This is a genomic window from Selenomonas sp. GACV-9, from assembly GCA_900116485.1.
Lineage (GTDB): Bacteria > Bacillota > Negativicutes > Selenomonadales > Selenomonadaceae > Selenomonas_A > Selenomonas_A ruminantium_G.
On sequence record FPAX01000001.1, the window covers coordinates 140,322 to 165,571 of the forward strand.

Consider the following 25,250-nt stretch of genomic DNA (forward strand, 5'->3'; position numbering starts at 1 on the left):
ATGAAGACCTGGCGGCGGATGGTTTCCCTGCTGGTTCTGGCTTTCATCGTTTTTGCTGCTTCCCCTGCAATGGCGGCCGAGTTGGATCAGGAGATTCTGCATCATGTCAACATCGTTCGCATCAATGCCGGTGTAGCGCCGTTAGCGCTCGATCGCGAGCTCGTGGCTGCGTCGTATGTCCGTGCTGCTGAAGCAGAAGTGAATTTTGCGCATCGCCGTCCGGACGGCCGGGAAGTCAAATCGGTTTTCGCAAATGCATCATTTGCCTGGTTCGGTGAGAACCTGGCGGTCAGCAAGAAGGCTGATGCGGAAGCAATCGTTCGTGCCTGGATGAATTCGCCGACGCACCGTGCCAATCTACTCAATCGTCACTATACGAAGATGGGCGTGTCCTGTGTCAAGGGAAATGATGGGCGTTATTATTGGGCACAGGAGATGGCTTCGGAGTGACTGGGAAAGCTGGCAGAAGGTATAATGGCAAGTGAATGCTTTAGACGCAATGTCTGGGCATTCTTTTTTTGTACTCTTTTACGAAGCAGGTGTTGATGATGCAGCTAGACAAGAACAGAAATACCAAGAAGATTCTATTGACTGCCTTATGTTTGCTGCTGGCAGGTTCGGCGACAGCAGCTGCCGCTGAACTGCCGTCGGCTGGTACGCTCAGCCGTGCGGAGCAGGACAAGGAGGAAATCGGACTGCCCGAGGCAGCTGGAACTGCTGAGATCGAAGTCAGCGAACCGGAACGGCCGCCGTTATCCATGGCTGACGATGTCAAGATCAATGTCACAGGCTTTGCTATCACGGGACAGGACATCGTGGACGAAACCAGCTTGCAGGAGCTGCTCAAAGAGTATCAAGGCAGGATGGTCACGTTTAAAGAACTGCAGGCGGGAGCGGAAAAGCTGACGGCATATTTCCGGCAGCGCGGCTATCTGATGGCACGCGCCTATCTGCCTGCACAGAAAATCAGCAAGGGTGTCGTCGAATACCGTGTGCTCATAGGACGGATCGATGCAATCAAGCTCGAGAATAAGACCAGCATCCACGAAAGTGTGCTGCGGCGTGAGATACGCTTCCTGCAGCCAGGCGGCTATATCACCTGGGAAAAGCTGGAGCGTGCTGTATGGCTGTTGTCGGATTTGGCTGGTGCTGATGCCAAGGCCAGCATGGAGACTGGCCGTCAGGAAGGTACGGTAACGCTGAAGCTCACCCTTATGCCGCATTATGGCAAGTGTGGCATGATCAGTGCCGATAATTATGGCAACCGCTATACCGGCTATAATTCTTATGGCATTTTCTACAACATCCTGAATCCCGAACGGGCTGGTGGCCAGCTCGATTTGGCGGGCAGCTTGACGGGCAGTGATCTGTACAATTATAATCTGCGCTATCTGCTGCCCTTTGGTACCGATGGCTTGCGGGCATCGCTGGGCTACAGCATGCTATCGTATCAATTGGGGGATATCTATCGGACGCTGGATGCCTGCGGGACATCGCGTACCGTATCGGCTGGTGTCGAGTATGCACTCCGGCGTAGCCAGTATACGAACCTTTATGCGGGACTGTCCTATGAAAAGAGCATGCTGGTGGATGAATACCGGAGCGTGGACTATCAGCTGGAAAAACACAGTCATGCACTGGTCTTGTCCCTCTATGGCGACAATCACTGGCGCCGTGCCCAAACGAGCTGGCGACTGGACTATAAGTGGGGCACCTTGGGAGCTGACAGTGACGAAGCCTATGCGCAGCAGCAGAAAGCCCGCACGGCGGGCACTTACCATAAGCTGCGGGGTAGTTGGCATTATATGGAGCAGCTTTCGCCGCGGCTCAGTTGGCTGCTCTCAGCGCGCGGGCAGCTGGCCAGCCGGAACCTTGATTCGTCAGAACGTTTCTCGCTAGGTGGTGCTACGGGGGTGCGGGCTTATCCTGCCAGTGAATCCTCGGGCGACATGGGGTATCTCGTCCGCGGTGAGCTTCGCTACCTATTGCCCTTTTCAGGGAAGATACGCTGCCAGCTGGCCGGCTTCATCGACCACGGCGGCGTAGTCATCGAGCGTGACCGCCGGACGGTGGGGGAGAATCACCGCTTCCTGCAGGGGGCAGGTGTAGGCTTGCTGCTCAATTTTGCTGACAATGCCTTCCTGCGGGCAGATTATGCCTGGCCGTTGGGGGCGCAGGAAGCCCAGAATGATAAGAACAGAAGCAATGGCTGTTTCTGGCTGCGGGGTGGTGTATATTTCTGAACCATTCCTTGGGATGGATTATAATAACGTTAAGTAATTGTAAATATTTTCTGAAAAGTATTAAGCCGTGACGGCTATGATACGATATATAGACATAAGGAGGTTGTTTAGACGGCAAACCTGTGCAAGGAGGTGTTTCTATGCGGACAATACGGAAAAAGGCGTTGCACTTCGCTGTGGCGATGGGTGTGACATTCTCGGCTTTTTCCATGAGCGGAGTAGAAGCTCTGCCGGTAGGAGGTAAAGTTCGTTCGGGTGAAGCTGAGATTGGTAAGAAGGAACATGCTTTGGTTATCGATCAGCATTCGCATCATGTGGCCTTGGATTGGGATCTTTTCAACATTGCGCGCGGCGAAAGCGTTGTGTTCAATCAATTGCCGACAGATATAGCTTTGAACCGTGTGGTAGGGAATAGTGCTTCAGAAATCTATGGCAGCCTCAAGGCAGGCGGTACGGTATTCCTGATCAATCCGCGCGGCATCGTGTTCGGGCAGGGGGCTCAGGTGGATACTGGCAGCCTGATTGCTTCAACGGCCCAAGTGGACGATAATTTCATGACGAGTTTCGGAGATGGCGTGGATGCAATCTCGCTGGGACTCGGAGAAACATCGACAGGTAAGGTGGTCAATGCGGCGGACATCAAGGCGCAGGGCGGTCTTGTGGCTCTGCACGCTGCAGTGGTGGAGAACACGGGCAGTATCGAGAATCCTGCCGGTGAGGTGGCAATCAGTGCGGCCGAAAAACTGCAGCTGGCGATGGATACGGCGGGTAAGCTGAATATCGCCGTCAGCGGTGAAGTGGCTGATGCGCATATCCTCAATAGCGGCAAGATAAAGGCCGATGGCGGCCGTGTCATCATGACCGCAAAAAGTGCTGGGGATATGCTCAGCGAGGTCGTCAACCACAGTGGCATCATTGAGGCGAAGAGTGTCCGTGTTGATGAGCAGGGCGAGATTGTCCTCGATGGTGGCAGCCATGGTACGGTCAATGTATCTGGCCAGCTGGCAGCCGACGGCCTGGCAGCTGGAAAAAGCGGCGGTACTGTGCAGGTACTGGGCCAGCGGGTCAATATTGCGGATGGCGCAGTGCTTACGGCCAGCGGCGATGTTAACGGCGGCCAGGTGGAGACTTCTGGTGATGTGCTGTCGGTGTCGACCAAAGCGCAGATTGAAGCCTTTGGCGTGAATGGTAAAGCTGGAGAGTGGTTTATCGATCCTGTCGATATCATCATCACCAATGAAGCGCCAGAGGGCTATACCAACGCTACGCCAACGGACACGGCGGCGCAGTCTGAGGAGCAGCTGTACAGCGCCCAGAATGCGACGGCTGGGAATCAGCAGAGCTACATCAATGCGGACTACATCAGCTGGCGCCTGAGCAATGGTACCAGCGTGCGGATTCAGGCGGCAGACCAGAACGCTGTGGAAGCAAATGCGGATATTTATTCCTTAGGTGTATCGAATATCACGGTCAATTCGCCAATCGTGAAATCTACGGAGCGCATGGTCCTCAATGATGCGACATATGGCACAGCGGGCAGCGAGGCCACGCTGACGCTGGAGGCACAGCGCAATGTGGCCATCAATGCGCCGATAACGGCGACCGATGGCAAGCTGAATGTCAAGCTGCATGCCGATACCGATGGCGATGCCAAGGGCATGGTCATCCTCAATGCCGATATCAAGACAAATGGCGGCGACTTTACTGCTGGCTGTGGTGCATCCATCAGCGATGGCCGTGTCGGTACCTATATCGGCCATGCTGCCGATGAACGCGATGCGGATGGCAATTATCTGGAAAATGGCGACCGCAGGATTGAAACCAAGGGCGGCAATGCAACGTTCTATGGCGATGTTGCCGTTGGACTCAATCATGGCGAGCTCATCATCGACACGGCTGGCGATGACAAGCGTGGCGATATCCTCATCAGTGGCAATCTGGATTCGTCCAATTCCTATCGCCTGTATGTCAATGAAATAATCGGCAAAACCTTGCAGGATTCGGTCAAGAACGATCCGGATATGAAGAGACTGGCTGGGCTATATTACGAGAATTACCTTAAAGATACAGTCTGGAAGAAGTTTAGCGATTTGAGTGCGGAGGAGCGCGCACAAATTGCGGAACGTTGCTTTGCACAGTATGGTACCTATAAGAACAGGACATTGCCCACGAATGAAGCCGCCTATGAAGAGGCTTTGCAGGCGTATTACAACGAACACGTCAAACTGGGGGACACGAATGTAACTGGCACGGCTAAGCCGTTTGACGAGCTGACCGCTGCAGAATACCACCAGCTGGCTAAGCATATCTTGACAAACTGGTCGCATGCCAATACGAACAATCATGAGTCGATATTGACCCGCTGGGAGACAGCAAAACTGGCTGCGCAAGAGGGAACCGCTGGTGGATCGGCCGTCGGGGATAAGTACTTGGCAACGATAACGACGGAGCTCGAGAACTGGATTGTCGGTTCCCTGCTGGCTGGCAAAAAGAATGAGGTCCTTGTTGGGGGCAAGACTGCTGTGGTCGGTAAGAATGTCAAAGCTGGCCGCGAATTCTATTGGGTGACTGGCCCGGAAGGCGAAGCCAACGATGGACAGGGAACCCTGTTCTTTACGACGACCGGCAATGCGGAAGGTATCGTGGCAACCAATATGTATCAGGGATGGTCGCATGACACGTCACATGGCGTGAAGTTCAATGACCCCAATAATGATCATATCTACGATCAGCCTTATGTAGGTGTCAGCTGGAAATCGGATGCAAGCTGGGCGGATGTTGAAAGCCAGAACAAGAACCTTATCGGCTTCCTTCAGGAAACGAACAATGCCCGCTCCAGTGCGATGCTGGTCGGCAACCAGATTACCATTGGCGGCAACGTTGGCAAATCAGCGCTTCTGAATAACCTGTGGGTGGATGCTGACGATACCGTAAGCATTGGTGGTGGAGTCAATCATGCTTCCGATACAGCAGATACGTTTACAGGGCAGGTAAATGCGGATAGTTCGATTTATCTTCACGGCGTAAATGGTGTTAATGTTGGTGATGCGATAAATTCCAAAATCGATGACGTGCTTATCGTGGAAGGTGAGGACGGACCAGGAAGCTGGATCGATACATCACTGATTGTAACCCCGACACCGGAGCCAACGGTAACGCCGGAACCAACGGTAACGGTAACGCCGACGCCGACGGTAACACCGGAACCGACGGTAACACCGACGCCAACGGTAACGCCGGAACCAGCGGTAACACCGACGCCAGTGGTGACACCGGTTACTGCTGAAGTGCCAGAGGTGGTGCCGGCTGCGGCCGATAAGCCTGCGGGTAAGACAGAGGGGAATGTAGCGGAGCGTCCGCAGCTTGATCCTGTAAAGGGAACGGTGCAGTCTGGTACGGCGAGCTATCAGCTGGCAGATAGCAAACAACTGCAGCCGGGAGAGGCGGCAGATAATGTAGTCGAGCGGGTATTAGGCTTGACGACAGCAAGACTGCCAGTAGTTCGCATACATAATGGTGTGCGGATTAATTATGGGATGTATGCTTTGCAGGTCGATCCAGATGAGGTGAAGATGGAGGCAGTGGAGCAGGTGCGTACGGACTTGCCGGCTGCCAAGGGCCGTGAAACCCAGCGCACGTATAAGGCAAGGCTTACGCTTGCCAATACGGCAGGGACATTTGATTTGTCCTATGACGGTGCGGCACTATCGATTACCCCTGTGGATCACGCAGCATTTGACATGCTGAACCATGGTGGAGCCCGGCATAATGTGGATGTTGTGTCCAAGGCTTTGCATGTTGCGTTCAGCGAAATGGGATTAGAACTTGAGGATTTGGATGTTATCTATGTTTGCTTCTAAATAAGGTAAACAGCCCCTAAGGTATGAGAGCTGCTCCGTGCCTAAGGGGCTGTTGTTTGACGAACGCCGGGAAACGTAGTATACTAAACCAGTTAGTACAGAGTAAATTCCTCCTGTATGCAGGAGGGAAAACATAAGAAAAAAGGAGCGGTGTTCCTCATGTCAGGACATTCAAAATGGGCAAATATCAAACGTAAAAAGGGCGCAAACGACGCAATCCGCGGTGCACTCACGACGAAAATCGGCCGTGAGATCACGATTGCAGTTCGCATGGGCGGCAGCGACCCGACGGGTAACATGCGTCTGAAACTTGCTCTTTCGAAGGCAAAAGCTAACAATATCCCGAAAGACAACATCAAACGTGCTATCCAGAAGGGTGAGGGCACGACGGAAGGTGCAAACTACGAAGAGCTGACCTATGAGGGCTATGGCCCGGCTGGTACGGCTGTCATGCTCGACATCCTCACGGATAACCGCAACCGTACGGCTGCTGATGTCCGCCATCTGTTCTCGAAACACGGCGGCAACCTTGGCCAGGATGGCTGCGTTGGCTGGATGTTCCAGAAGAAGGCTATCTTCGTTGTCGAAAAAGAGACGTTCGCTGATGAAGATGCCCTGATGGAAATCGTCCTTGAGGCTGGTGCCGATGACATGAAGGACGAGGGCGAGGTCTTCGAGATCACGGCTGAACCGGATGCTTACGATGCTATCGAGGCAGCACTTGAGGCCAAAGGCATCGAGACGGCATCGTCAGAAATCACGATGGTTCCGGACAACACGGTCAAGCTTTCCGGCGAAGACGCTGAGAAGATGCAGAAACTCGAGGATGCGCTCGAGGAAAACGACGACGTTCAGAACGTCTACAGCAACTACGAAATCGAAGAATAATCATCGCTTCGGAAATACAAAGGGGCTCAGAGCATGAGCCCCTTTTCTGCTATCGGGAGGAGAACTTATGTTAGCTTTGGGCATTGACCCGGGAACAGCGATCTGCGGCTATGGCTTTGTCGAGTCAAAGGGCAGCCGCTTGATTCCGCGTGCCTATGGGTCGATCTTTACGACGCCGAATATGAAAATGGAAGACCGGCTGCTCAAGATTCATACCGAACTTGATGTGTTGATAAAAAAATATCAGCCCGATGTCATGGGCGTCGAGAAACTCTTCTTCAACCGCAATGTCACGACGGCAATCCCGGTTGGTCAGGCGCGAGGCGTGGTACTACTAGCTGCGGCGCAGAACAACCTGCGTTTGGTGGAGCGGACGCCCATGCAAATCAAACAGGACGTCACGGGGTATGGCAAGGCAACGAAACAACAGGTCATCTATATGGTGACCAAGCTCCTGCACCTGCCAGAGCCACCAAAGCCGGACGATACGGCCGATGCCCTGGCCATTGCCATCTGTACGACGTACTGCATGAACGATGCCGTCTGGCGCAATCAGCTATAAGGTATAACAAAACGGAGTCTCTTACTTTTGGAAGCAGGAGACTCCGTTTTTATTTCTATCAGTGAACAGCCTTTAAAATCCAAAGGACAAAATACGTAAGACCGCCAGCAATGAGCGGGCCAACGGCAACGCCGTGGAACAGCAGGACACCAGCCATGGTGCCGATGATGAGCGCCGGGATGACATCAGGGCTGTTCTGCAAAAGCTCAACGCCGCCGCCGCCAGCCACCGCCGCCAAAAGACCGGCCACGATGGCGATGATGCCCGCATGGGTGCGGAAGGCATCGAGCATGGTCTGGATCGTGATCGTGCCATTGGCAATCGGCACCAGAATCGCCGCTGTCAAAATGATAATGCCCCAGTTGAGTCCCTGCGAACCCAAGGCATTGAGCGCCGTCGTAAGGCCAAGGATTTTCAGCCCCAATACAATGGCCGCTGCATAGAAAACTGTCATATTATGGCCGATATAACTGAGCAGCAGTATCGCGCCTAAGGTGATATATTCGATATACAAATCGTTCAGCTCCTTTTGTGAATTACTATATCATTATACACGGAGATGGGGGATATGGAAACTGTTTTACTATTACAAAACACGATTATTAATATAATGTATACAATCACTTTACACATTGACACATATTTCTACACAAGGTATGCTTGATTAGTAATATTTTTTAATTATCGTGTAAATTTAGAATTCGGAGGTGCAGGAAATGGTTGAACTCATGTGGGCGGCTGGTGTGCTGATAACATGCTTGGCCGTGTATCTTTTGATCAAAAAGTATGATGCCAGAATTGTTTTGATAGGTTCTGGTATCGCGATGTGCTGCATAGGCGGTGTTCCTATGGCAGCGCTTAACGCCTTTGCCAAAAGCATGACCAATAGCGGACTCATCCAGGCAGTCTGCTCGGTTATGGGCTTTGCGATGGCTGTCAAGTTTACGGGCTGTGATAAGCATCTGATCAATGCGATGGCAAAAGTGCTAGCCAAGGGCCGCATGGTCGTGATACCGGGCGTGGTAGTCGGCACCTATCTGGTCAATATCGCCTTGCCAAGTGCTGCGGGAACGGCAGCCGCTGCTGGTGCGATATTTATCCCGCTGCTCATGTCCATTGGCGTTCATCCGGCCCTGGCTGCTGCCGCCGTCAAATGCGGTACCTATGGCAGCATGTTGAATCCGGGCCTTGCGCACAACCCCTTTGTCGCCAAAATCGCCGGGGTCGATGTCATGGAAGTCATCTCATTCCAGATGCTGGCGAATTTAGCCTCGCTGCTCGTGGCAACGATTGGTATTTCCTTAGTGGCCCGTTTCCTCAAAGAAGATCAGGGCTATGTGGCAGAAGGCTTGGAAATTGAGGAAGATTTCCACGTCAACCCGCTCTATGCACTTATGCCGGTTCTGCCAATTCTGATTCTGCTGGTCGGGTCTACAGGTCTCGTTCCGGCTTTGAAGATGGGGGTTCCGCATGCCATGATTATCGGTGCGATTGTCACGATTCTTGTGACACGGGCCAATCCCTCGGATTTAGGAAAAGCCTTTTTTGAAGGAATGGGCAAGGCTTATGGCTCGATTATCGGTATCATCATTTCTGCTGGTGTCTTTGTCGCTGGTCTTACCTCCATTGGCCTCGTCAAGGCCTTTATCTCCGCCATGGTGGATAACCCTGCCATTGTGAAACTCTGTGCGGCGGTAGGACCCTTCTTGCTGGGCTTGGTAACAGGTTCTGGTGATGCGGCTACTTTTGCTTTCAATGAGGCCATTACGCCGCATGCTGCTGATTTCGGCCTGACCTCGTTGCAGATGGGTTCCATGGCGACTTTGGGCGGAACACTGGGCCGCACGATTTCGCCGATTGCTGGCGCAACGATTATTTGTGCTGGTATTGCAGGCGTGAACCCGATTGAGATAACGAAACGCAATGGTCTGCCGATACTTGCGGCACTGGCTACGGGCATGATTGTGTTATTGTTTTAAGAAAATAAACAGTGAGAAACGGTCGATATTGGTTTGACCGTTTCTTTGGCGTTATAGGAGGCATCACCATGCAGACGATGATAGAAGCGGTAAAGACTGCCGTAAAAGACATGCAGGAGAAAATGGTATCCTGCCGGCGTGATATACATAAGCATCCAGAGCCAGGCTGGACAGAGTTCCGCACTGCATCACTGGTGGCAGAGCGGTTATCCGAGCTGGGATACGAACTACGACTCGGAGAGGAGGCCATCGACCGCGAAATGATGATGGGGGTACCATCTGCAGAAAAACTGGCAGAAGAGATGCAGCGTGCTGAAAAAGAAGGGGCGAAAAAAGAATGGCTCATGCAAATGACTGGAGGCCTTACGGGCATAGTGGCTGTGAAGAAATTCAGCGAGGATGGCCCTGTGGTTGCCTTGCGTTTTGATATGGACGCAAACGACGTGCAGGAATCCAGGGCTAGCAATCATTTCCCGCAACAAGAAGGCTTCTGCTCTCTGCACGGCCAGGCTATGCATGCCTGTGGTCACGATGGTCATACCACAGTCGGCCTGGCTGTGGCCGAGATTCTCGCCGCTCACCAGGATAGGCTGAAAGGAACCGTAAAACTTGTCTTCCAGCCAGCAGAAGAAGGCGTCCGTGGGGCTAGAGCCATGGTGGAAAATGGCGATGTGGACGATGTGGACTACATGCTCGGGGCACATTTCGGTTTTAAGATGAAGCACACGGGTACGATTGCCTGCAACGTAACGGGGTTCCTGGCTACGAGTAAATACGATATTCATTTTGCCGGAAAGCCTGCTCATGCCGGAGCGGCACCAGAGCAAGGGAAAAATGCCCTGCTGGCAGCTGCCTGCGCAGCGCTCAATCTGCATGCCATCCCGCGGCACTCCCAAGGGGCATCTCGTATCAATGTGGGAAAACTGATAGCTGGAAGTGGCCGCAATGTCGTGGCAGATAAAGCGTATATGGCGATTGAGACAAGAGGGGCCAGCAGCGGAATCAATGCCTTTATGGAACAGGAGGCACTAAGGATCATAAAGGCCGCGGCAGCTATGTATGATGTCGAGGTGCAAATCGAAAAGACCGGTGGTGCAGCTGGCGGGAGCAACAGTCCGGAATTAGCGTCGTTTTTGGAAGCGAAGGCCAAAGAGCTCGCTATCTTTACGGTCGTAGCTGAGCAATGTGATTTTGGTGCCAGTGAAGATTTTTCGTATTTTATGGAACGCGTGCAGAATCATGGTGGAAAGGCCGCCTATATGATGATTGGGGCGGATTTAGCCGCAGGGCACCATGATTCGTCCTTTGACTTTGATGAAAAGGCTATGGGATATGCCGCGAACATGCTGGCATATTCAGTAGTATCGTTACTTTTGCAGGGAGAAGAAATATGATAAACAGAAACCGATTGGAAGAACAATTCGCCAAGCTGAAGGAGATTACAGCGCCGGGCAAGGGCATCAATCGCTTGGCGTTTACCGCTGAGGATCGAGAGGGGCGCGCTTATGTCAAAAGCCTTATGGTTGCTGCTGGGCTTACCGTAAGGCAGGATGCTTTCGGCAATTTGATTGGTCATTATCCAGGACGGGAAGATGATCTGCCTGCCGTTATGTCGGGCTCTCATTGTGACAGCGTTCCTCAGGGTGGGAATTATGATGGTATCGTGGGAATCCTGACGGCTATTGAGGCAGTGCGGAGCTTGCATGAGCAGGGAAAGCTCCCCAAGCATCCGCTGGAAATCGTTGCCTTCCAATGTGAGGAATCCAGCCGCTTTGGTGCTGCCACATTGGGCAGCAAAGCGATGCGCGGCATGTTGGGTGTTGACGATTTGAGACGGCTCAAGGACAAAAACGGCAAAACCTTATATGAGGTGTTGCAGGAGAATGACCTGGAGCCCGAAAAGATTCACGAGGCCAAATATGACAGGCCGCTGAAGGCATATTACGAAGTTCATATCGAGCAGGGAAAGGTGCTGGAAAGCAAGCAGAAAAGGATTGGCGTCGTAACGGGAATCGCGGCGCCGACGAGACTCAAGGTTCTGTTAGCCGGTCATGCAGACCATAGCGGGGCAACGCCTATGGGCCTGCGGCAGGATGCCATGTGCGCTGCCGCTGAAATAATCCTGGCCGTGGAAAAACTTGCGGCAGAGTATAGCGGAGCGCCTGTGGTGGGAACCGTGGGCGTCGTGAATAATACGCCAAATGTCATGAATGTCATTCCAGGAAATGTGCAGCTGGGCATCGATATCCGCAGCATATCCGAAGATGCAAAGGCGCAGGTAGTTAAAGCGGTGGAAGGCCAAATCCTGAGCATTTGCCAGAAACGCAAGGTACAGGCAGAAATCGAGAAAATCAGCCAGGATAAACCGGCACTGATGCAGCCAGAAGTCGTGGAGTTCCTGTCGGAAATCTGCGAGCAGCAGGATGTCCCGTACATTACAATGCCAAGTGGTGCGGGTCATGACGCTATGCATTGGACGGATTACACTGCTACGGGGATGCTGTTTATCCCTTGCAGGGGCGGAATCAGCCACCATCCAGACGAATATGCGGAAATGAATGACATCGTAACGGCGGCAGAGCTATTGGAACAGGCATTGTGGCTTACGGCAAATGGATAAGTGGATATGCAGGAGAAGCAAAAACTGTCAATGTATATCTACAATAAGGCAACTGCGTTAGAAGAGTATCAGTTTATCAAGAATAAATACGTCGTATTATTCTTGGTATGGGATATGGAAGTTCAGCGGTGGTTGGAATCTGACTTGTCAATTTGACATGTCAGGGAGAAGGGACTGATCGGTTGATTTGATGACTGCAGAATATACGGAGACGTAAGTAGTCAAAGATAGTATGACATAGAGCGAATAGATGTAGCATAACATAATTGCTCATTGACTTTTTTGTGTAGTGTGAATATGATTGAGATAGACACATAACAAGGTGTTTTGGAGTGCGAATGACGTAATTAAGCCATTTCTGCTAGTGTATGCCCCACGCATGTGGGGATGAACCGCGAGCCATCATATTCGCGATTTTCGTATTGAGAGTATGCCCCACGCATGTGGGGATGAACCGTGAGGAGGCAGCATATGGCAGAGAAAGCGAGAGTATGCCCCACGCATGTGGGGATGAACCGGACGGATGAACTTGCATGAGGTAGTCGCAGGTGTATGCCCCACGCATGTGGGGATGAACCTGAACACACAGAGGGCAGAAAGGCAGATTGCATAAGGGAAACAGGGCTTTCTAAGCATACTGTTTATCGTTGGTGGGACGCTTGATTTTCGTTCAGGGCTGGGCACGTGTAATGTATCAATAGAGTTCCTTTTACCTTTTAGAAAATCAAGAGGGAGCCGGTGATCCGCTTGCGCGGAACCACGACTCCCTCTTTGAGCACACAGGCTATGCTTTTTTCGTTGTAGGCTTCTTAGACTTCGTAGGAGCGGTCTTAGGAGCGGCTTTTGGGGCTTCTGCATGGATTTGGTCTAATAGGGCTTTCAACGCGCTCTCGTGGCGTTTCTCGGCTCTCTCAGCGGCTTCCTCGGCTTTAGCTGCCAGTTCGGCTCGGAGTGCTTCTCTTTCATCAGCGGCCTTTTCTCGCGCTTCCAGTAGCTCTGTTTTGTGGCGAAGCTCGGCTTCTTTGGCCTCGGCTTGCAATTTTTCTATGGTTTTCGTGGCTTTGGCGGCTTCTTCCTTGACCTTCGGCATATCTTTAATCTGCCCTTCAAGGTCAACGACACGGCGCTCGTTGCTTTCCTTTGCGGCGTTGGCGTTAGCCAGTGACTCCTTCAGCGTGGCGTTTATCTCGTTGGCTTTTGCAAGCTCCTCGGCCAGTTTAGCACGCTCGGCCTCGGCGAGAGCGGCCTTTTCTTTGGCCTCGGCTACTTCTGCCTTTGCTTTATCCAGTTGGGCGCGGAGGGCTTGAACAGCTTCCTCATTAGACACGATACGAGCCGAATATTCATCACGAATCCTGTTTTCGGCGTTCACATTCAATTCAAGAGAGCCAGTATAGGCTTTCTCGACTTGCTGGAGCAGGTTGTGGAAGTTATCAATCTCCGTGGTGCGGCCTGGGAGGGCTTCACGGACGCGGTTTGCTTCCCATGCGTTGAGCAGGGCAGGCAGTATCTCGGCTTTCTTCATACCTGTCTTTTCGGCCAGCTCATTTAGGCGTTCAATTGTTTCTTCATCAGCACGAGCCGAAAACACTTTGTCATTAGCCATATAATAACATCCTTTCTAAAACACTATATATGTATACGTCTACAATGTAAACGTATGTCTACAAAAACATTATAGCATTATGTGCTAATGATTTCAATATATTGTTTATGGATATTATAAAATCTTGAATGTATAGAAGGATTTAGAACGTAAATGTATAATATTACAATGTCAATAATTTTCTAGTTAAGAAAGAGGGGCAAAAAAATGAGTGAAATCTCTGTGAACAGCGTATCCAATATTTCTTCCAGCAATTATGTATCAAACAAAAGCTCATTATCGATGGAACAAAAACAGGAGGAGGTGAATATATGAAAATCAATAGCATAAGCTCATTTGCAACGCCTGACGAATCGCCAATAAAAAATAACAACAAAAAAAGTAGTATCAATCAAGTAATTGATAAAGCAGCAGATGTATTTATCAGTGAAAAAGGAAAAGAATTGTTAATGCAGGATAAAGGAAAAGATTTAGAAATTGGTCCTGCAACCAATGAACTTAAAAGTATGGAGGAAAAACAGGCAAAAATCTATGAATCGAAGGGAAAAATCAAAGAAATAGAAAAAAGGCTAGAAGAGGATGAAACACTGACCGATGATGATAAAAATGTGTTACTTGAGGAAAAGGCACGTTTAGAGAAGGAAAGTGAAACTCCAGAAGACAAATTACATAAATTATATACTCAAAAAAGAGAATTAGAAAAAGAAATGGAATCAGGCAGGTTATTACCGGGGGAGGGGGGAGAACAATTAGCCTATTATAAAGTTGAAATTTCTTCATTGAAAAGGGAAATGCAAGACGATGAAGTTCATAGGGAAAAGTTGGTGGCTAAGTCAAATCAGGAAAAGGCAGATGCAGCTGTAATTAATGCAAAAAAAGAACAGAACAAAGAAGATAAAATTGTAATGGATAATAGTGAGCTAATACAACAAGAAAATAGTATTACAAGTGATACTATATCTTATTTGAAAACTAACTATCCTCAAAAAGAAAAAAATGATAATAGTATTGGAAGAGTTAAAGAATCGTAGCAGGAAGAAAGCTGCTATATGTATTACCTATCTACGCAGATATTCCATAGTAAAAAAATATTCAGCATAAAATATGTGGGGGAGTACATCTTCCCCACATATTTTATGCTGAATATCTAAATCAGTGTAATGAACTTATTCTTATTAGCAATTCATGGTTTCATGGCTTTTGTGAAATACTTTCCGCGCTCGTCTTGTTGACGAAGAAATTCTTCGTATGCCCCACGCATGTGGGGATGAACCGGGTGCAATATTCGGCGCGCAACTTGTTGCGGTGTATGCCCCACGCATGTGGGGATGAACCGGCGAAACAGTCGGGGAAATTTCCGTAGGGATTGTATGCCCCACGCATGTGGGGATGAACCGTAGGAATATACTTGGTCATTCGGTTGGAAGTTGTATGCCCCACGTATGTGGGGATGAACCGCTCTGCGCCTTGGTTGACAATTGTTTGTTGGAGTATGCCTCATGTGCGTAGGGATTATCTGGATAGCTGGATGTAATCAAAGAAGCTGAGGAGAAACGTAAGCAAAAAAATAGCCCCCCAAAAGGGGCAGAAGTCAGGAAGTGTGTAAATGCCTGTAAAAACGCAATAACAATTTTATCAAAAGCTTAAGGAGCTCAACGGCTAAAACACTTATGAAGCAAAAGACAAGCAGCCCGAAGAAAGCAAGCCCCAGGCCGAAAATAGCTAAAGCCATACTTAAGCACCTCCGTAAAAGCTAGTATATCTTTAGTATACCAGTAGAGAGAAAATTTTTGTGGCTGTAGGAAAACTTTTTGCGATATCATTTGTTTTTTATGCAGTCATAGGGGGAGGTTTTTGCCGTCATTAAAATCATTTGCGATAAAAGATGAAAACTTTAATATTATTATACGATTTGTAACGTCTGCGGATAAAGATGGATTAACTAACTCGATAATTACATTCATGAGGATAAGTGACAAGAAGGTCGGGAAGGTTATCCGAAATGACAAGTCAAGTTGACTTGTCAAGGATGAGGCTGACTGGTCAATTTTGACTGGTCAGCTTCTTACGTTTCGTGCTATACTAATAAGGTTACAAGTTTTCTTTTATTGGAGTGAACCTTTCGATGATTGGATTTTTGCGGGGGCAGGTGGCGGCGCTCAAGGCTGACTACTGCTTGCTCGATGTGAATGGCGTGGGGTATCGGGTATTTGTGGCCGGGTCTACGCGGAATAAGCTGCGATTGAAGGAAGAGACGCAGCTCTTTACCTATATGAATGTCTATCAGGATGGCATTACCCTTTATGGGTTTGCCAGTGAGGATGAGTACGATGTTTTCCAGCTGCTGATTGGGGTGTCGGGCATTGGCCCGAAGGTGGCGCTGGGGATTCTCTCCTCCATCACGGTGGATGGCCTTTGCAAGGCAATCCAGAACAAGCAGGCCACGGTGCTGACGAAGCTGCCAGGCATTGGCAAAAAGTCGGCGGAGCGTTTGATCCTGGAGCTCAAGGATAAAGTTGGCTTTGCGACCAGCGATGTGGATGAAGTCTTGACGCTGGATATGGAAGGCGCTGTGGGCGATGATATCATCAGCGAGGCCCAAGCGGCACTGATTGCACTGGGCTACAGCCAGGCGGAAATCGTGCCGGTGCTCAAGCAGGCTTCTAAGTGCAAGACGACGGAAGAAATCATCAAGCTGGCACTCAAGCAGCTGAATAAATTCTAAAGGGGGGCTGAGGCTTGGCAGAAGAAGATTTTTACGATATGGATATTGACGATGGCCGCATCGTGGCGATGGACGAACAGCGCGCCGATGATTGGCAGTACAGTCTCCGCCCGCGCAAGCTGAGTGAGTATATCGGCCAGGACAAGGCCAAGAAGAACCTCGATATCTTCATCAAGGCGGCGATGAACCGCGGCGATGCACTCGACCATGTGCTGTTATACGGCCCGCCGGGCCTTGGCAAGACGACGCTTGCAGGCATCATCGCCAATGAGATGGGCGTGAATTTCCGCCAGACGTCGGGGCCGGCCATCGAGCGGCAGGGCGATTTGGCGGCGCTTTTGACGAATCTGCAGGAGCACGATGTGCTCTTTATCGATGAGATCCACCGCTTGTCGCGCAGTGTCGAGGAGGTTCTCTATTCGGCAATGGAGGATTTCGCGCTCGATATCATCATCGGCAAGGGGCCGAGTGCCCGCTCGATTCGTCTCGACATTGCGCCGTTCACGCTGATCGGTGCGACGACGAAGGCGGGGTCACTGGCGGCACCGCTGCGCGACCGCTTTGGCATCATTTCGAGGCTCGAGTATTATACGCCCGAGGCGCTCGTAAACATCATCAAGCGTGCGGCCGAGATATTGGAAATCCCCATCGAGGAGCGCGGTGCTTTGGAGATTGCGCGCCGTTCGCGCGGGACGCCGCGTATCGCCAACCGCCTGCTGAAACGCGTGCGCGATGTGGCGCAGTACGAGGGGCAGGATGTCATCACGGACGAGCTGGCGGATAAAGCTTTGTCGCTGCTCGAAGTCGATAAGGCTGGCCTTGACCATACGGACCGGCGCATGCTGTCGACGATGATCAAGAAATTTGGCGGCGGCCCGGTGGGGCTTGATACGCTGGCGGCGGCTATCAGCGAGAGCACGGATACGATCGAGGATGTCTATGAGCCCTTCCTTATCCAGCTGGGCTTTGTCAACCGCACGCCGCGCGGCCGCGTGGTCACGCGGGCTGGCTATGAGCATATGGGCATAGCCTATCCGGAATAAGGGAGAGAAACGATGAAACTGCTTTTACATATGTGCTGCGGGCCGTGTGCGTGCTATCCGGTCAAGAAATTGCGCGATGAGGGCATCGAGCCGGTGGGGTATTTTTTCAATCCGAACATCCATCCGTATACCGAGTGGGATAACCGGCTCAAGACAGCGAAGGAATTTGCCGAGAAGGTCAAGATGGAATTCCATGCCGATGAGAACTACCGCTTGCGCGACTTCTTGAAAAAGGCACTGCCAGCAGAGGCGCTGCCCAATGGCCGCTGCACGATGTGCTATACCTGGCGGCTCGAGGAGGCGGCGCGCTTTGCGGCAGCAAATGGCTTTGATGCCTTCACGTCGACGCTTTTCTATAGCATCTACCAGCAGCACGATTTGATGAAGCGTACGGCCGAAAAGTTTGCCGCGCAGTATGGCGTGCAGTTCTACTACGAGGATTTCCGTCCCGGCTGGCAGGAGGGCATCGACATCAGCCATGAGCTGGAGCTTTACCGTCAGCCATACTGCGGCTGCATCTTTAGTGAAGAGGAGCGCTACAGCAAGGCGATCCGCAAGCAGCGGCGCAAGGAGAACAAGGCCAAGAAACGGGCCAGACTGGTGGCTGAGGCTGCGGCGGCAAAGGAGGCAGGTCATGAATAAGTGTGGGAAGATTCTCGGAGCAGTCTTTGCGGCGGCCCTGTTATTTTGGCCGCTTGCTGCCGAGGCCGCCTGGCAGCCCGATTTGCTTATCGGTCTGCAAAAGGGGCAGACGGCGGTCAAGGTCAGTGTGGATAAGGCTTTTGTGATTTGCACGGTCAAAGCTCATAAAGTGCTCTATAAGGGCAGTGCCGATAAGCCGCTGACGATTGCCTATCGTGATGGCAGTTTTGCGGTAGATGGCAAAAAGCTCAAGGCAGGACAGGAGGCTATCGAGTGCATCGTGGCCGATGAACGCCAGCTGGCGCAGCAGGTCACGCGCATCAATGGCCGTGCCTATCGCGGGGCGGTGCAGCTACAGCCGAAGGGGGCAGGTTTTACCGTGGTCAACCACGTGACGGTTGAGGAATATCTGCGCGGCGTGGTGCCTGAGGAGATGCCGCCTGAGTGGAATACCGAGGCGGTCAAGGCACAGGCCGTCGCTGCACGTACCTTTGCCCTAAGCAGCCGCAAGCGTCATGCCAGTGAGGGCTATGACCTTTGTGCGACGACGCATTGCCAGCAGTACAGCGGTGTTGCCGCTGAAAAGGCTGGCGCTGACCGGGCCATCAAGGCCACGGCCGGTGAGGTGCTGACGTACCGGGGCAAGCTGATCGATGCTCTGTTCCATACGGATTCAGGCGGCATGACCGAGAACAGCGAGGATGTCTGGGGCAGCCAGATTCCGTACCTGCGGGCGGCCAAGGAAGTGCATACGAAGACGTATCCGTGGGAGAAGAATATCACGGCGGCAAATCTTGCCTCTGTGCTTGCCAGCCATGGCAAGAATGTCGGTGCGCTAAAGAAGGTGGAGCTTGCCGATTTGCAGCCAGGCAAGCGCGTCAAGGGACGTACGGCTTCGGGCCGCGTGCAGCAGGTGCGCTTTACGGGCAAGAATGGCACGGCGCTTGTCAGTGGCAACAATCTGCGCAGCTGGCTGGGCCTTAAGAGCACGATGTTTGACATCTCGCTGCGCGCCGGTGTGGTCTTTATCCGCGGCTATGGCTGGGGACATGGACTGGGGCTCTCGCAGTGGGGAGCCAAGGCGTATGCCGAGGAAAAAGGCTATAAATACACGGAAATCCTTAGCAATTATTATGCGGGGACGACGCTGAAGAAACTATATTGATAGATTGAAGGACGAAAACATGTTATTATTATCCGATTTTGATTATGAACTGCCGGAAGAGCGCATTGCACAGGTTCCTATCGAGCCGCGCAACGCATCACGGCTGATGGTGCTCGACCCCGTGGAGAAGACCATCGAGCATCGTCATTTTTATGACCTCAAGGAATATCTGGAGCCGGGTGATACACTGATTTTCAATGATACGCGTGTTATGCCGGCTCGTTTGATTGGACATCGTGACCAGACGGGCGGCAAGGTCGAGGTATTCCTGCTGCGCCGTCTCGATGCTACGCATTGGGAGACGCTGGTAAAGCCGGGCAAAAAGGCCAAGCCGGGCAATGTCATCAATTTCAGTGACGAGCTTTCGTGCACCGTTACGGATCATACGGATTTTGGCGGCCGTATCGTCGAATTCAAATTCGACGGCGTATTCGAGGAAATCCTCGACCGTCTCGGCGAGACGCCGCTGCCGCCATATATCCATGAGAAACTCGAGGATAAGGAGCGCTATCAGACGGTCTACAACCGTGAGGAAGGTTCGGCCGCTGCGCCGACGGCTGGCCTGCACTTCACCAAGGAGCAGATGCAGGAGCTCAAGGATATGGGCGTAAATCTCGGCTTTGTCACGCTGCATGTGGGCCTTGGTACGTTTCGTCCGGTAAACTGCGAGGACATCCAGAAGCATGATATGCATAAGGAGTTCTATCGCATCTCGGATGAGACGGCTAAGCTCATCATGGATACAAAAAAAGCCGGCCATCGCGTCATCGCGGTCGGCACGACGAGCATCCGTACGCTGGAATCGGCGGCGGACGGTAAGAATGAAATCAGCGGCAAGAGCGGCTGGACCCAGATTTTCATCTATCCGGGCTATGATTTCAAGATCATCGATGGCATCGTAACGAATTTCCATCTGCCGAAATCGACGCTGATCATGCTGATCAGTGCCTTTGGCGGCCGCAAGTTCATCCTCGATGCCTATAAGAAGGCTGTGGAGATGAAATACCGTTTCTTCAGCTTTGGCGATGCAATGTTCTTGCGAGTACAGCAGGCAAAAGCAGAACGCGATGCGGAACTTGCTGCGCTTGAGGCATCACATCAGCAAGAAGAATAGAATAAACAGCAAAGGCATAAGCCGTCCTTCGGGGCGGCTTTTTTGTGTGCGGAAAATGCGGGGCTGCGAAAATTCTAAAATTTTAATGAGAATAATTTTTATCTATTCATAAAAAAACATTTAGGTGGGTCTAATCGGCATATAGTACTATGCTAAACGTGCACAACATATATAGGATATATCGTTGGATAAGCAAGAGGATGATAAATTCATTAGAGGAGGCTGACAAGAGACGGGAAGGGGGTCGCTTCGGTTTAGAAGTTGAAAGCAAGATTAAAGTATCCTAACAATAGGGATGATTGTGAGGAGGAGAAAATACGAAAAAGTTACGCTTGAAGGTTTGGGGACGTGTGGTTGTTGTCTTGACAACGGGATTGCTGATGCTCGGGTGCCGTGGACAGGCTGCCGGGCAGATAAGCGCCATGCCCCAGGAATTGCAGCGGCAGGAGGTCGTCTTCCTGCTCGATGCCAGTCAGTCCATGGTGGAGGCTGACCCGTTGCGGCTGATGCCAGAAACAGCACTGGAGATGTCGGCAATCCTGCCGGCGAACTGCTCAGTGGGAATATTTGCCTATAGCGATCAGGTGAGCTTGCTGCAGCCGCTTGCAGGGCTCAGCCGGTTGCCGGCAGCATCGCTGGCAGGGATGGCCTATGGTGGCTATACCAATACTGGTGCGGCCATGCAGCAGGCCGTAGCGGCGTTCCCACAGGATGGGGCAGCCACCCGCAGCATCGTGATTGTCACGGACGGGGAAATCATGCTGCCGACCAGCGAGCAGACTGTGGCGTCGGTCAAGGCCTTCCAAGAGGCGATGGCCGTCTGCCGCGAGCGGGGCATCCGCGTCTATGTGCTGGCCCTAGGCGGCAGTCAGACAACGCCCCAGGCAAATATCTATGCGAGCGATATCACGTATGCAACGGCTACCGATATGGCGGCAGTTCCTGCGGTCGGCGCAGCATTGTTAGAGAAGGAATGGGCCATCGGCAGAAGCGAGCGCGTGGCTGATGCCAGCGGCAAGGTGAATCTCTCACTGCCGGTGCCGGCAAGCGCCCTTCGTCACTTGCGGCTGCTGGTGCGCAAGGCCGAAGGGGCGGCCACAGCGGCGAAATTGACCGGTCAGGATTCGGGGCATCAGGTCTATGATGGTCCGGCATTGAAGATCTGGGATATCAAGAATCCTGCCGTGGGTCTCAGCATTACGGGGCTGGCGCCTGGGCAGCGCGTGGAGATATACCCGCAGCTTACAGCGGATCTGCAGGCCGAGGTCGTGACAGATGAAGAAAAGCAGGCGCAGCTAAGGCTTAGCCTTCGCACTGTCGATGGCGACCAGCAGTCGCTATTGACGGATGAATCGCTTGCGGGCAAGGAAATCGCTGTCTGGCTTGATAATGACTACTATCCAGGCTTTGTGCGTGATGGCAGCATCTGGGTGGAGCTGCCGCAGGGCTGGCAGGGAGCAGAAATCATCCTGCCTGTCTTTTCGGACTGGGGCTGGAATGTCGACTGCACGCCAGCAGCTGTGACGGTAAGTGCGCCAGCCAGGAAAAACGAGCAGGCGGTGCTTTCCTTGCCGCTGATGCTCGCCGGTGGCGGTGCAGGCGTACTGGTGCTGGTGGGCTTATTTGCGGCCGTACGGCTGAAATCCCGGCGGCAGCAGCGGCAGAAAAGACCGCTGCCACAGCCACAGGAAAATCCTGCCTGGCCAGAACGCTACGTAGGCGAACTGAACATCCGCGATATCCGCACCCGTTCGGGGCGCGATCATCGCGTACGGGTGCTCAACCTGTATCGTCATTTAGAGCATACGGCGCTACCCCTTAGAAGACTATTCCATGAATGCCAGCTTCCGGATACGCTGCCTGGCCTTGACGGGCTCAGCGTCCATCCGGGCAAGGGGGGCATTTGGCTTGACAATGATTCACGGGCGACGCTGCTCAAGGATGGCGAGCTGGTACTGCGCGGCACCAGCTGTTTTATGGGCTATGATGAGCCGGTCCAGCTCTCCTTCGGCGATGAGCAGCTGGCCTTGACGATGGTTCTCAAAGATCTGAAACCACAGACCTGAGGAAGATAAGAAAAGGAGTTAGACAAGATGGCAAAAATCATTTCACAGACGAACCGCACGATGCTTTTCGAGGAAATCAATCCAGAAAAGCTCGACTTGCTCACGATGGTAGGTGATACGAACTCGCTCGACAGCCTGAGTGATGAGAAGATCAAGGAACTCAATGAGAAACTGCTGGTGCATGATTTTCAGGAGTTCCTCGATAAGTTCGATCCGGTGGTATATTCCTTCTTCAATGCCAACACGCAGCGCGTCATGTATACCCTCAAGCGTCCCGAGAATGTGCCCGATGACCTGCTGACGGCCATCCATCTGAACATGCACAACGATTTTTTGCGCATGCTGCTGACGCTGGTGGATACGAAACGGTCCCAGGGGCTCTTGAATGTTGACTTCAAGTTTGAGAAACTCACGGATCTCATCTCCCCGCACAAGGTCATGGAGGATATCAAGCAGGAACGCAAGGAACTGCGCTATGTCTACAGCAAGTATGTTGAGCTCGAGGATGGCGATCCGAAGAAACTCGACTGTGGCGATAAGCTCAATGTCATGTTCGAGGAGGCCAGCAAGAACTACAACAACGTCATGGCCATGCTGCCGCTGGCCATCGAGGATATCAAGACGCGCCTGCTGCTGGGCACCGAGCAGGGCAGCCAGCAGGATACGGCCCTGGCCCTCGGCGTGCTGACCATGGGGGACAGCGGTGAACTCAAGGTCATCGAGGCACCGAAGGAGCAGACCCATGCGCTGGTGACTGTCGATGACAATATCAACGAGGGCTTGATTGCGGCCATCGAGGATGACTATGAGGCCCTCAATGCCGAGAATCACAACGACTATGTCAAGGCGCTGGTAGCCCGCACGTTCTGTCCGCTGCCGTCGTCCATCGTTTCCGAGGTCGATGTGGCCCAGGAAATCGAGAACTACAATACTTATCTGGATTTCTACAAGCAGGCCAAGGATGACTTCATCAAGACCGTCAAGCCGCTAATCGAGAAAATCCTCGGCGTGCGGATGTTCTTTGAGCAGTATCCGGCCCGCACGAAGGGCATGCGTCCAGCGCTGTTCATCACGAATGTCAAGAACGACCTGCTGGCTCAGGCCAAGAATCTGCCACGCCTGCGCACGTTCCTCAATACGGTAAATGCCAAGAACGATTTCAAGAATACGGTCTGGTATGCCATCTATCCGTCGCTGGAGCTTGACCGCCCGGCCAAGTCGCGCATCACGCGCCAGCGCTTTGCCGGCAACAACGAGCCGAAGAATACCAGCGCCAATAGCCTCGAATCGCTGAGTGCCATCCTCGACGTGATGAAGGATTTCCGCGTGCAGTGTTTCTTCAACTTCGAGACCAGCGACAAGACGAGTTTCAGCAGCATGGCCACCGAGGGCATCGACAAGTACGTTGAACGATGCGAACCGCTGACTGACCGCTCCTACAGTGAGTACGCCATTCCATGTCTGCCGAACTTCACGGTCATCCCGCGCGATAAATCCGGCGTCCTGCTCGACGCGAAGATGAAGATCAATGAGCAGAATCTGGCAGAGCTCTCGAAGGATCAGCAGGATATCATGAAACTCTGGATTGACGGCGTCTACATCGATGCGGCCTATGTGGCGGCGGGCATCGAGGCAGCCTGCCAGGACCCGATGTTCCTGCGCGATGTGTTCCGCCGCGATGTGGACAGCGAGCTGCCGGGGGTTGCCTTTGACTTTGAGGCTGGCGACCACGCGCTGCAGGTGCGCACGACGCTGGCCAAGGAAATCACGGGCTTTACGAATCCCATCAAGGATGAGATCAATCGCCGCGGCTTCGGTTTCGTCTTCTCGTCGGAAAATGCCGTGTTTGCGGGCCAGCATATCACGAATATCATGGTCTACAAGGCGCGCAACCTGCTCTATGATGAGAACCTCGGCGTCTTCGAGCCGCTCTACAAGACGCAGGTCACGACCTATATCGAGCGCATCCTGCGCCATGCCTCGGGCGACTTCAAGCAGGATCATATCGTGGAGTTCTTCAGCAACAACCCCAGCAGCCAGAAGAGCAAATGGCTCAGCAAGCGCAATATGGTCAATGCCATCATCGGCGTCGGCGACGATATCGACTATGCCATCGACGAAGAGAACGGCATGTGCACGCTTGATATTACCTTCAACGGCAATATGCGCAACCTCACCATCGAGACCAATCGTATCACGACAGCTCACCGCGCCTCCTGACGCGAGCTTAGGCTGCCACTGGCGGCCGCATAGATGTTATTTTGAAGATCCTGATTCCAAAGGAGGAAAAAGATTATGGGTTTTCGCGTTAATGTTACCGGCGGTGCCGAACAGATATCGTTCGACGAACGCAGCATCACCAAGGTGGAGTTCTTCTCTGATACACCGGATGATTCCAATGCCCGGGCTCGGGATATCCGCCTGAGTGTCAAGATATGGGGCAAGATGAACTTCTCGCTCGGTGGCCAGTCTGTCGACAGCACGCTTGGCGCTGCGAAATGGGCCGAGGTACCGGCCGAGCGCGCTGACTGCTACCGCAATGCAGTCGTCGATGTCGTGGCAGCCGGGCAGATTGTCCGCCAGTATACCTTCCCCAATGCCTTTGTGGTGGAGTATACGGAAGATCTCGACGATGAGGCAGGTGTCGGCCAGTTCTATCTGCACATCAAGCAGAAGAAGGACCTTAACACCGCAGTACAGCTCAATGGCGGCTTTGGCGCCTGAGGAAAGCAGAGGG

At 52.4% G+C, this 25,250-nt stretch carries 19 protein-coding genes; 17 read left to right on the plus strand and 2 right to left on the minus strand.

All coding sequences use genetic code 11. The features are described from left to right. The 5 genes from BM322_RS00645 to ruvC all read left to right on the plus strand — a co-directional run bounded on the left by BM322_RS00645 (position 1) and on the right by ruvC (position 7,553). Positions 1-450, plus strand: coding sequence for a CAP domain-containing protein (locus BM322_RS00645; RefSeq protein ID WP_177220791.1), 450 nt, complete (start codon positions 1-3; stop codon positions 448-450). 95 nt (positions 451-545) lie between these two features. Beyond that, the gene (locus BM322_RS00650) at positions 546-2,243 is read left to right on the plus strand and encodes a ShlB/FhaC/HecB family hemolysin secretion/activation protein (protein ID WP_318254484.1); all 1,698 of its coding nucleotides are present in this window, start codon (positions 546-548) and stop codon (positions 2,241-2,243) included. A 140-nt stretch (positions 2,244-2,383) separates the two neighbouring features. Further along, a complete protein-coding gene (locus tag BM322_RS00655) occupies positions 2,384-6,103 on the plus strand; it encodes a filamentous hemagglutinin N-terminal domain-containing protein (protein WP_075427985.1) in 3,720 nt (1,239 codons plus the stop codon). 159 nt (positions 6,104-6,262) lie between these two features. After that, positions 6,263-6,991: a YebC/PmpR family DNA-binding transcriptional regulator gene (locus tag BM322_RS00660; protein ID WP_075427986.1), complete on the plus strand. Its 729-nt coding sequence runs from the start codon at positions 6,263-6,265 to the stop codon at positions 6,989-6,991. Positions 6,992-7,058: 67 nt separating this feature from the next. After that, positions 7,059-7,553: a crossover junction endodeoxyribonuclease RuvC gene (gene ruvC / locus BM322_RS00665; RefSeq protein WP_075427987.1), complete on the plus strand. Its 495-nt coding sequence runs from the start codon at positions 7,059-7,061 to the stop codon at positions 7,551-7,553. Positions 7,554-7,611: 58 nt separating this feature from the next. Here ruvC and BM322_RS00670 read toward each other — a convergent pair whose 3' ends face one another. Beyond that, the gene (locus BM322_RS00670) at positions 7,612-8,067 is read right to left on the minus strand and encodes a DUF441 domain-containing protein (protein WP_075427988.1); all 456 of its coding nucleotides are present in this window, start codon (positions 8,065-8,067) and stop codon (positions 7,612-7,614) included. Between the two features lie 202 nt (positions 8,068-8,269). Between BM322_RS00670 and dcuC the strand changes: the two genes are divergently transcribed. The 3 genes from dcuC to BM322_RS00685 all read left to right on the plus strand — a co-directional run bounded on the left by dcuC (position 8,270) and on the right by BM322_RS00685 (position 12,152). After that, positions 8,270-9,532 carry a C4-dicarboxylate transporter DcuC gene (dcuC, locus tag BM322_RS00675; protein WP_075427989.1) on the plus strand — a complete coding sequence of 421 codons (1,263 nt, stop codon included), beginning with the start codon at positions 8,270-8,272 and terminating at the stop codon, positions 9,530-9,532. Positions 9,533-9,609: 77 nt separating this feature from the next. Beyond that, entirely contained in the window at positions 9,610-10,926 is a 1,317-nt protein-coding gene (locus BM322_RS00680) for an amidohydrolase (protein ID WP_075428436.1), read from the plus strand. Further along, positions 10,923-12,152 (plus strand): Zn-dependent hydrolase, encoded by a 1,230-nt coding sequence (locus BM322_RS00685; protein WP_075427990.1) that lies wholly within the window; start codon positions 10,923-10,925, stop codon positions 12,150-12,152. Before BM322_RS00680 ends, BM322_RS00685 begins: the two co-directional genes overlap by 4 nt. 784 nt (positions 12,153-12,936) lie before the next feature. On the opposite strand, the gene BM322_RS00690 is transcribed toward BM322_RS00685, so the two are convergent. Continuing rightward, positions 12,937-13,758, minus strand: coding sequence for a hypothetical protein (locus tag BM322_RS00690; RefSeq protein ID WP_075427991.1), 822 nt, complete (start codon positions 13,756-13,758; stop codon positions 12,937-12,939). A gap of 311 nt (positions 13,759-14,069) precedes the next feature. Here BM322_RS00690 and BM322_RS00695 point away from each other — a divergent pair, with 311 nt between their 5' ends. The 9 genes from BM322_RS00695 to BM322_RS00735 all read left to right on the plus strand — a co-directional run bounded on the left by BM322_RS00695 (position 14,070) and on the right by BM322_RS00735 (position 25,237). Further along, on the plus strand, positions 14,070-14,789 hold the full coding sequence (locus BM322_RS00695) for a hypothetical protein (RefSeq protein ID WP_075427992.1): 720 nt from the start codon (positions 14,070-14,072) through the stop codon (positions 14,787-14,789). A gap of 1,094 nt (positions 14,790-15,883) precedes the next feature. Next, positions 15,884-16,483 carry a Holliday junction branch migration protein RuvA gene (gene ruvA, locus BM322_RS00700; RefSeq protein ID WP_075427993.1) on the plus strand — a complete coding sequence of 200 codons (600 nt, stop codon included), beginning with the start codon at positions 15,884-15,886 and terminating at the stop codon, positions 16,481-16,483. A 38-nt stretch (positions 16,484-16,521) separates the two neighbouring features. Next, positions 16,522-17,526 (plus strand): Holliday junction branch migration DNA helicase RuvB, encoded by a 1,005-nt coding sequence (gene ruvB, locus BM322_RS00705; RefSeq protein WP_033169531.1) that lies wholly within the window; start codon positions 16,522-16,524, stop codon positions 17,524-17,526. A gap of 12 nt (positions 17,527-17,538) precedes the next feature. Then, positions 17,539-18,168, plus strand: coding sequence for an epoxyqueuosine reductase QueH (locus BM322_RS00710; protein WP_075427994.1), 630 nt, complete (start codon positions 17,539-17,541; stop codon positions 18,166-18,168). After that, positions 18,161-19,333, plus strand: a complete 1,173-nt coding sequence (locus BM322_RS00715; protein ID WP_075427995.1) for a SpoIID/LytB domain-containing protein — start codon at positions 18,161-18,163, stop codon at positions 19,331-19,333. The genes BM322_RS00710 and BM322_RS00715 overlap by 8 nt, the downstream gene beginning before the upstream one ends. A gap of 19 nt (positions 19,334-19,352) precedes the next feature. Further along, positions 19,353-20,447 (plus strand): tRNA preQ1(34) S-adenosylmethionine ribosyltransferase-isomerase QueA, encoded by a 1,095-nt coding sequence (gene queA, locus BM322_RS00720; protein ID WP_075427996.1) that lies wholly within the window; start codon positions 19,353-19,355, stop codon positions 20,445-20,447. A 350-nt stretch (positions 20,448-20,797) separates the two neighbouring features. Further along, positions 20,798-22,513, plus strand: coding sequence for a VWA domain-containing protein (locus tag BM322_RS00725; RefSeq protein WP_177220792.1), 1,716 nt, complete (start codon positions 20,798-20,800; stop codon positions 22,511-22,513). 27 nt (positions 22,514-22,540) lie between these two features. Next, positions 22,541-24,733: a transcriptional regulator gene (locus BM322_RS00730; protein WP_075427998.1), complete on the plus strand. Its 2,193-nt coding sequence runs from the start codon at positions 22,541-22,543 to the stop codon at positions 24,731-24,733. 75 nt (positions 24,734-24,808) lie between these two features. After that, a complete protein-coding gene (locus BM322_RS00735) occupies positions 24,809-25,237 on the plus strand; it encodes a hypothetical protein (protein WP_075427999.1) in 429 nt (142 codons plus the stop codon). Positions 25,238-25,250 lie beyond the last annotated feature (13 nt).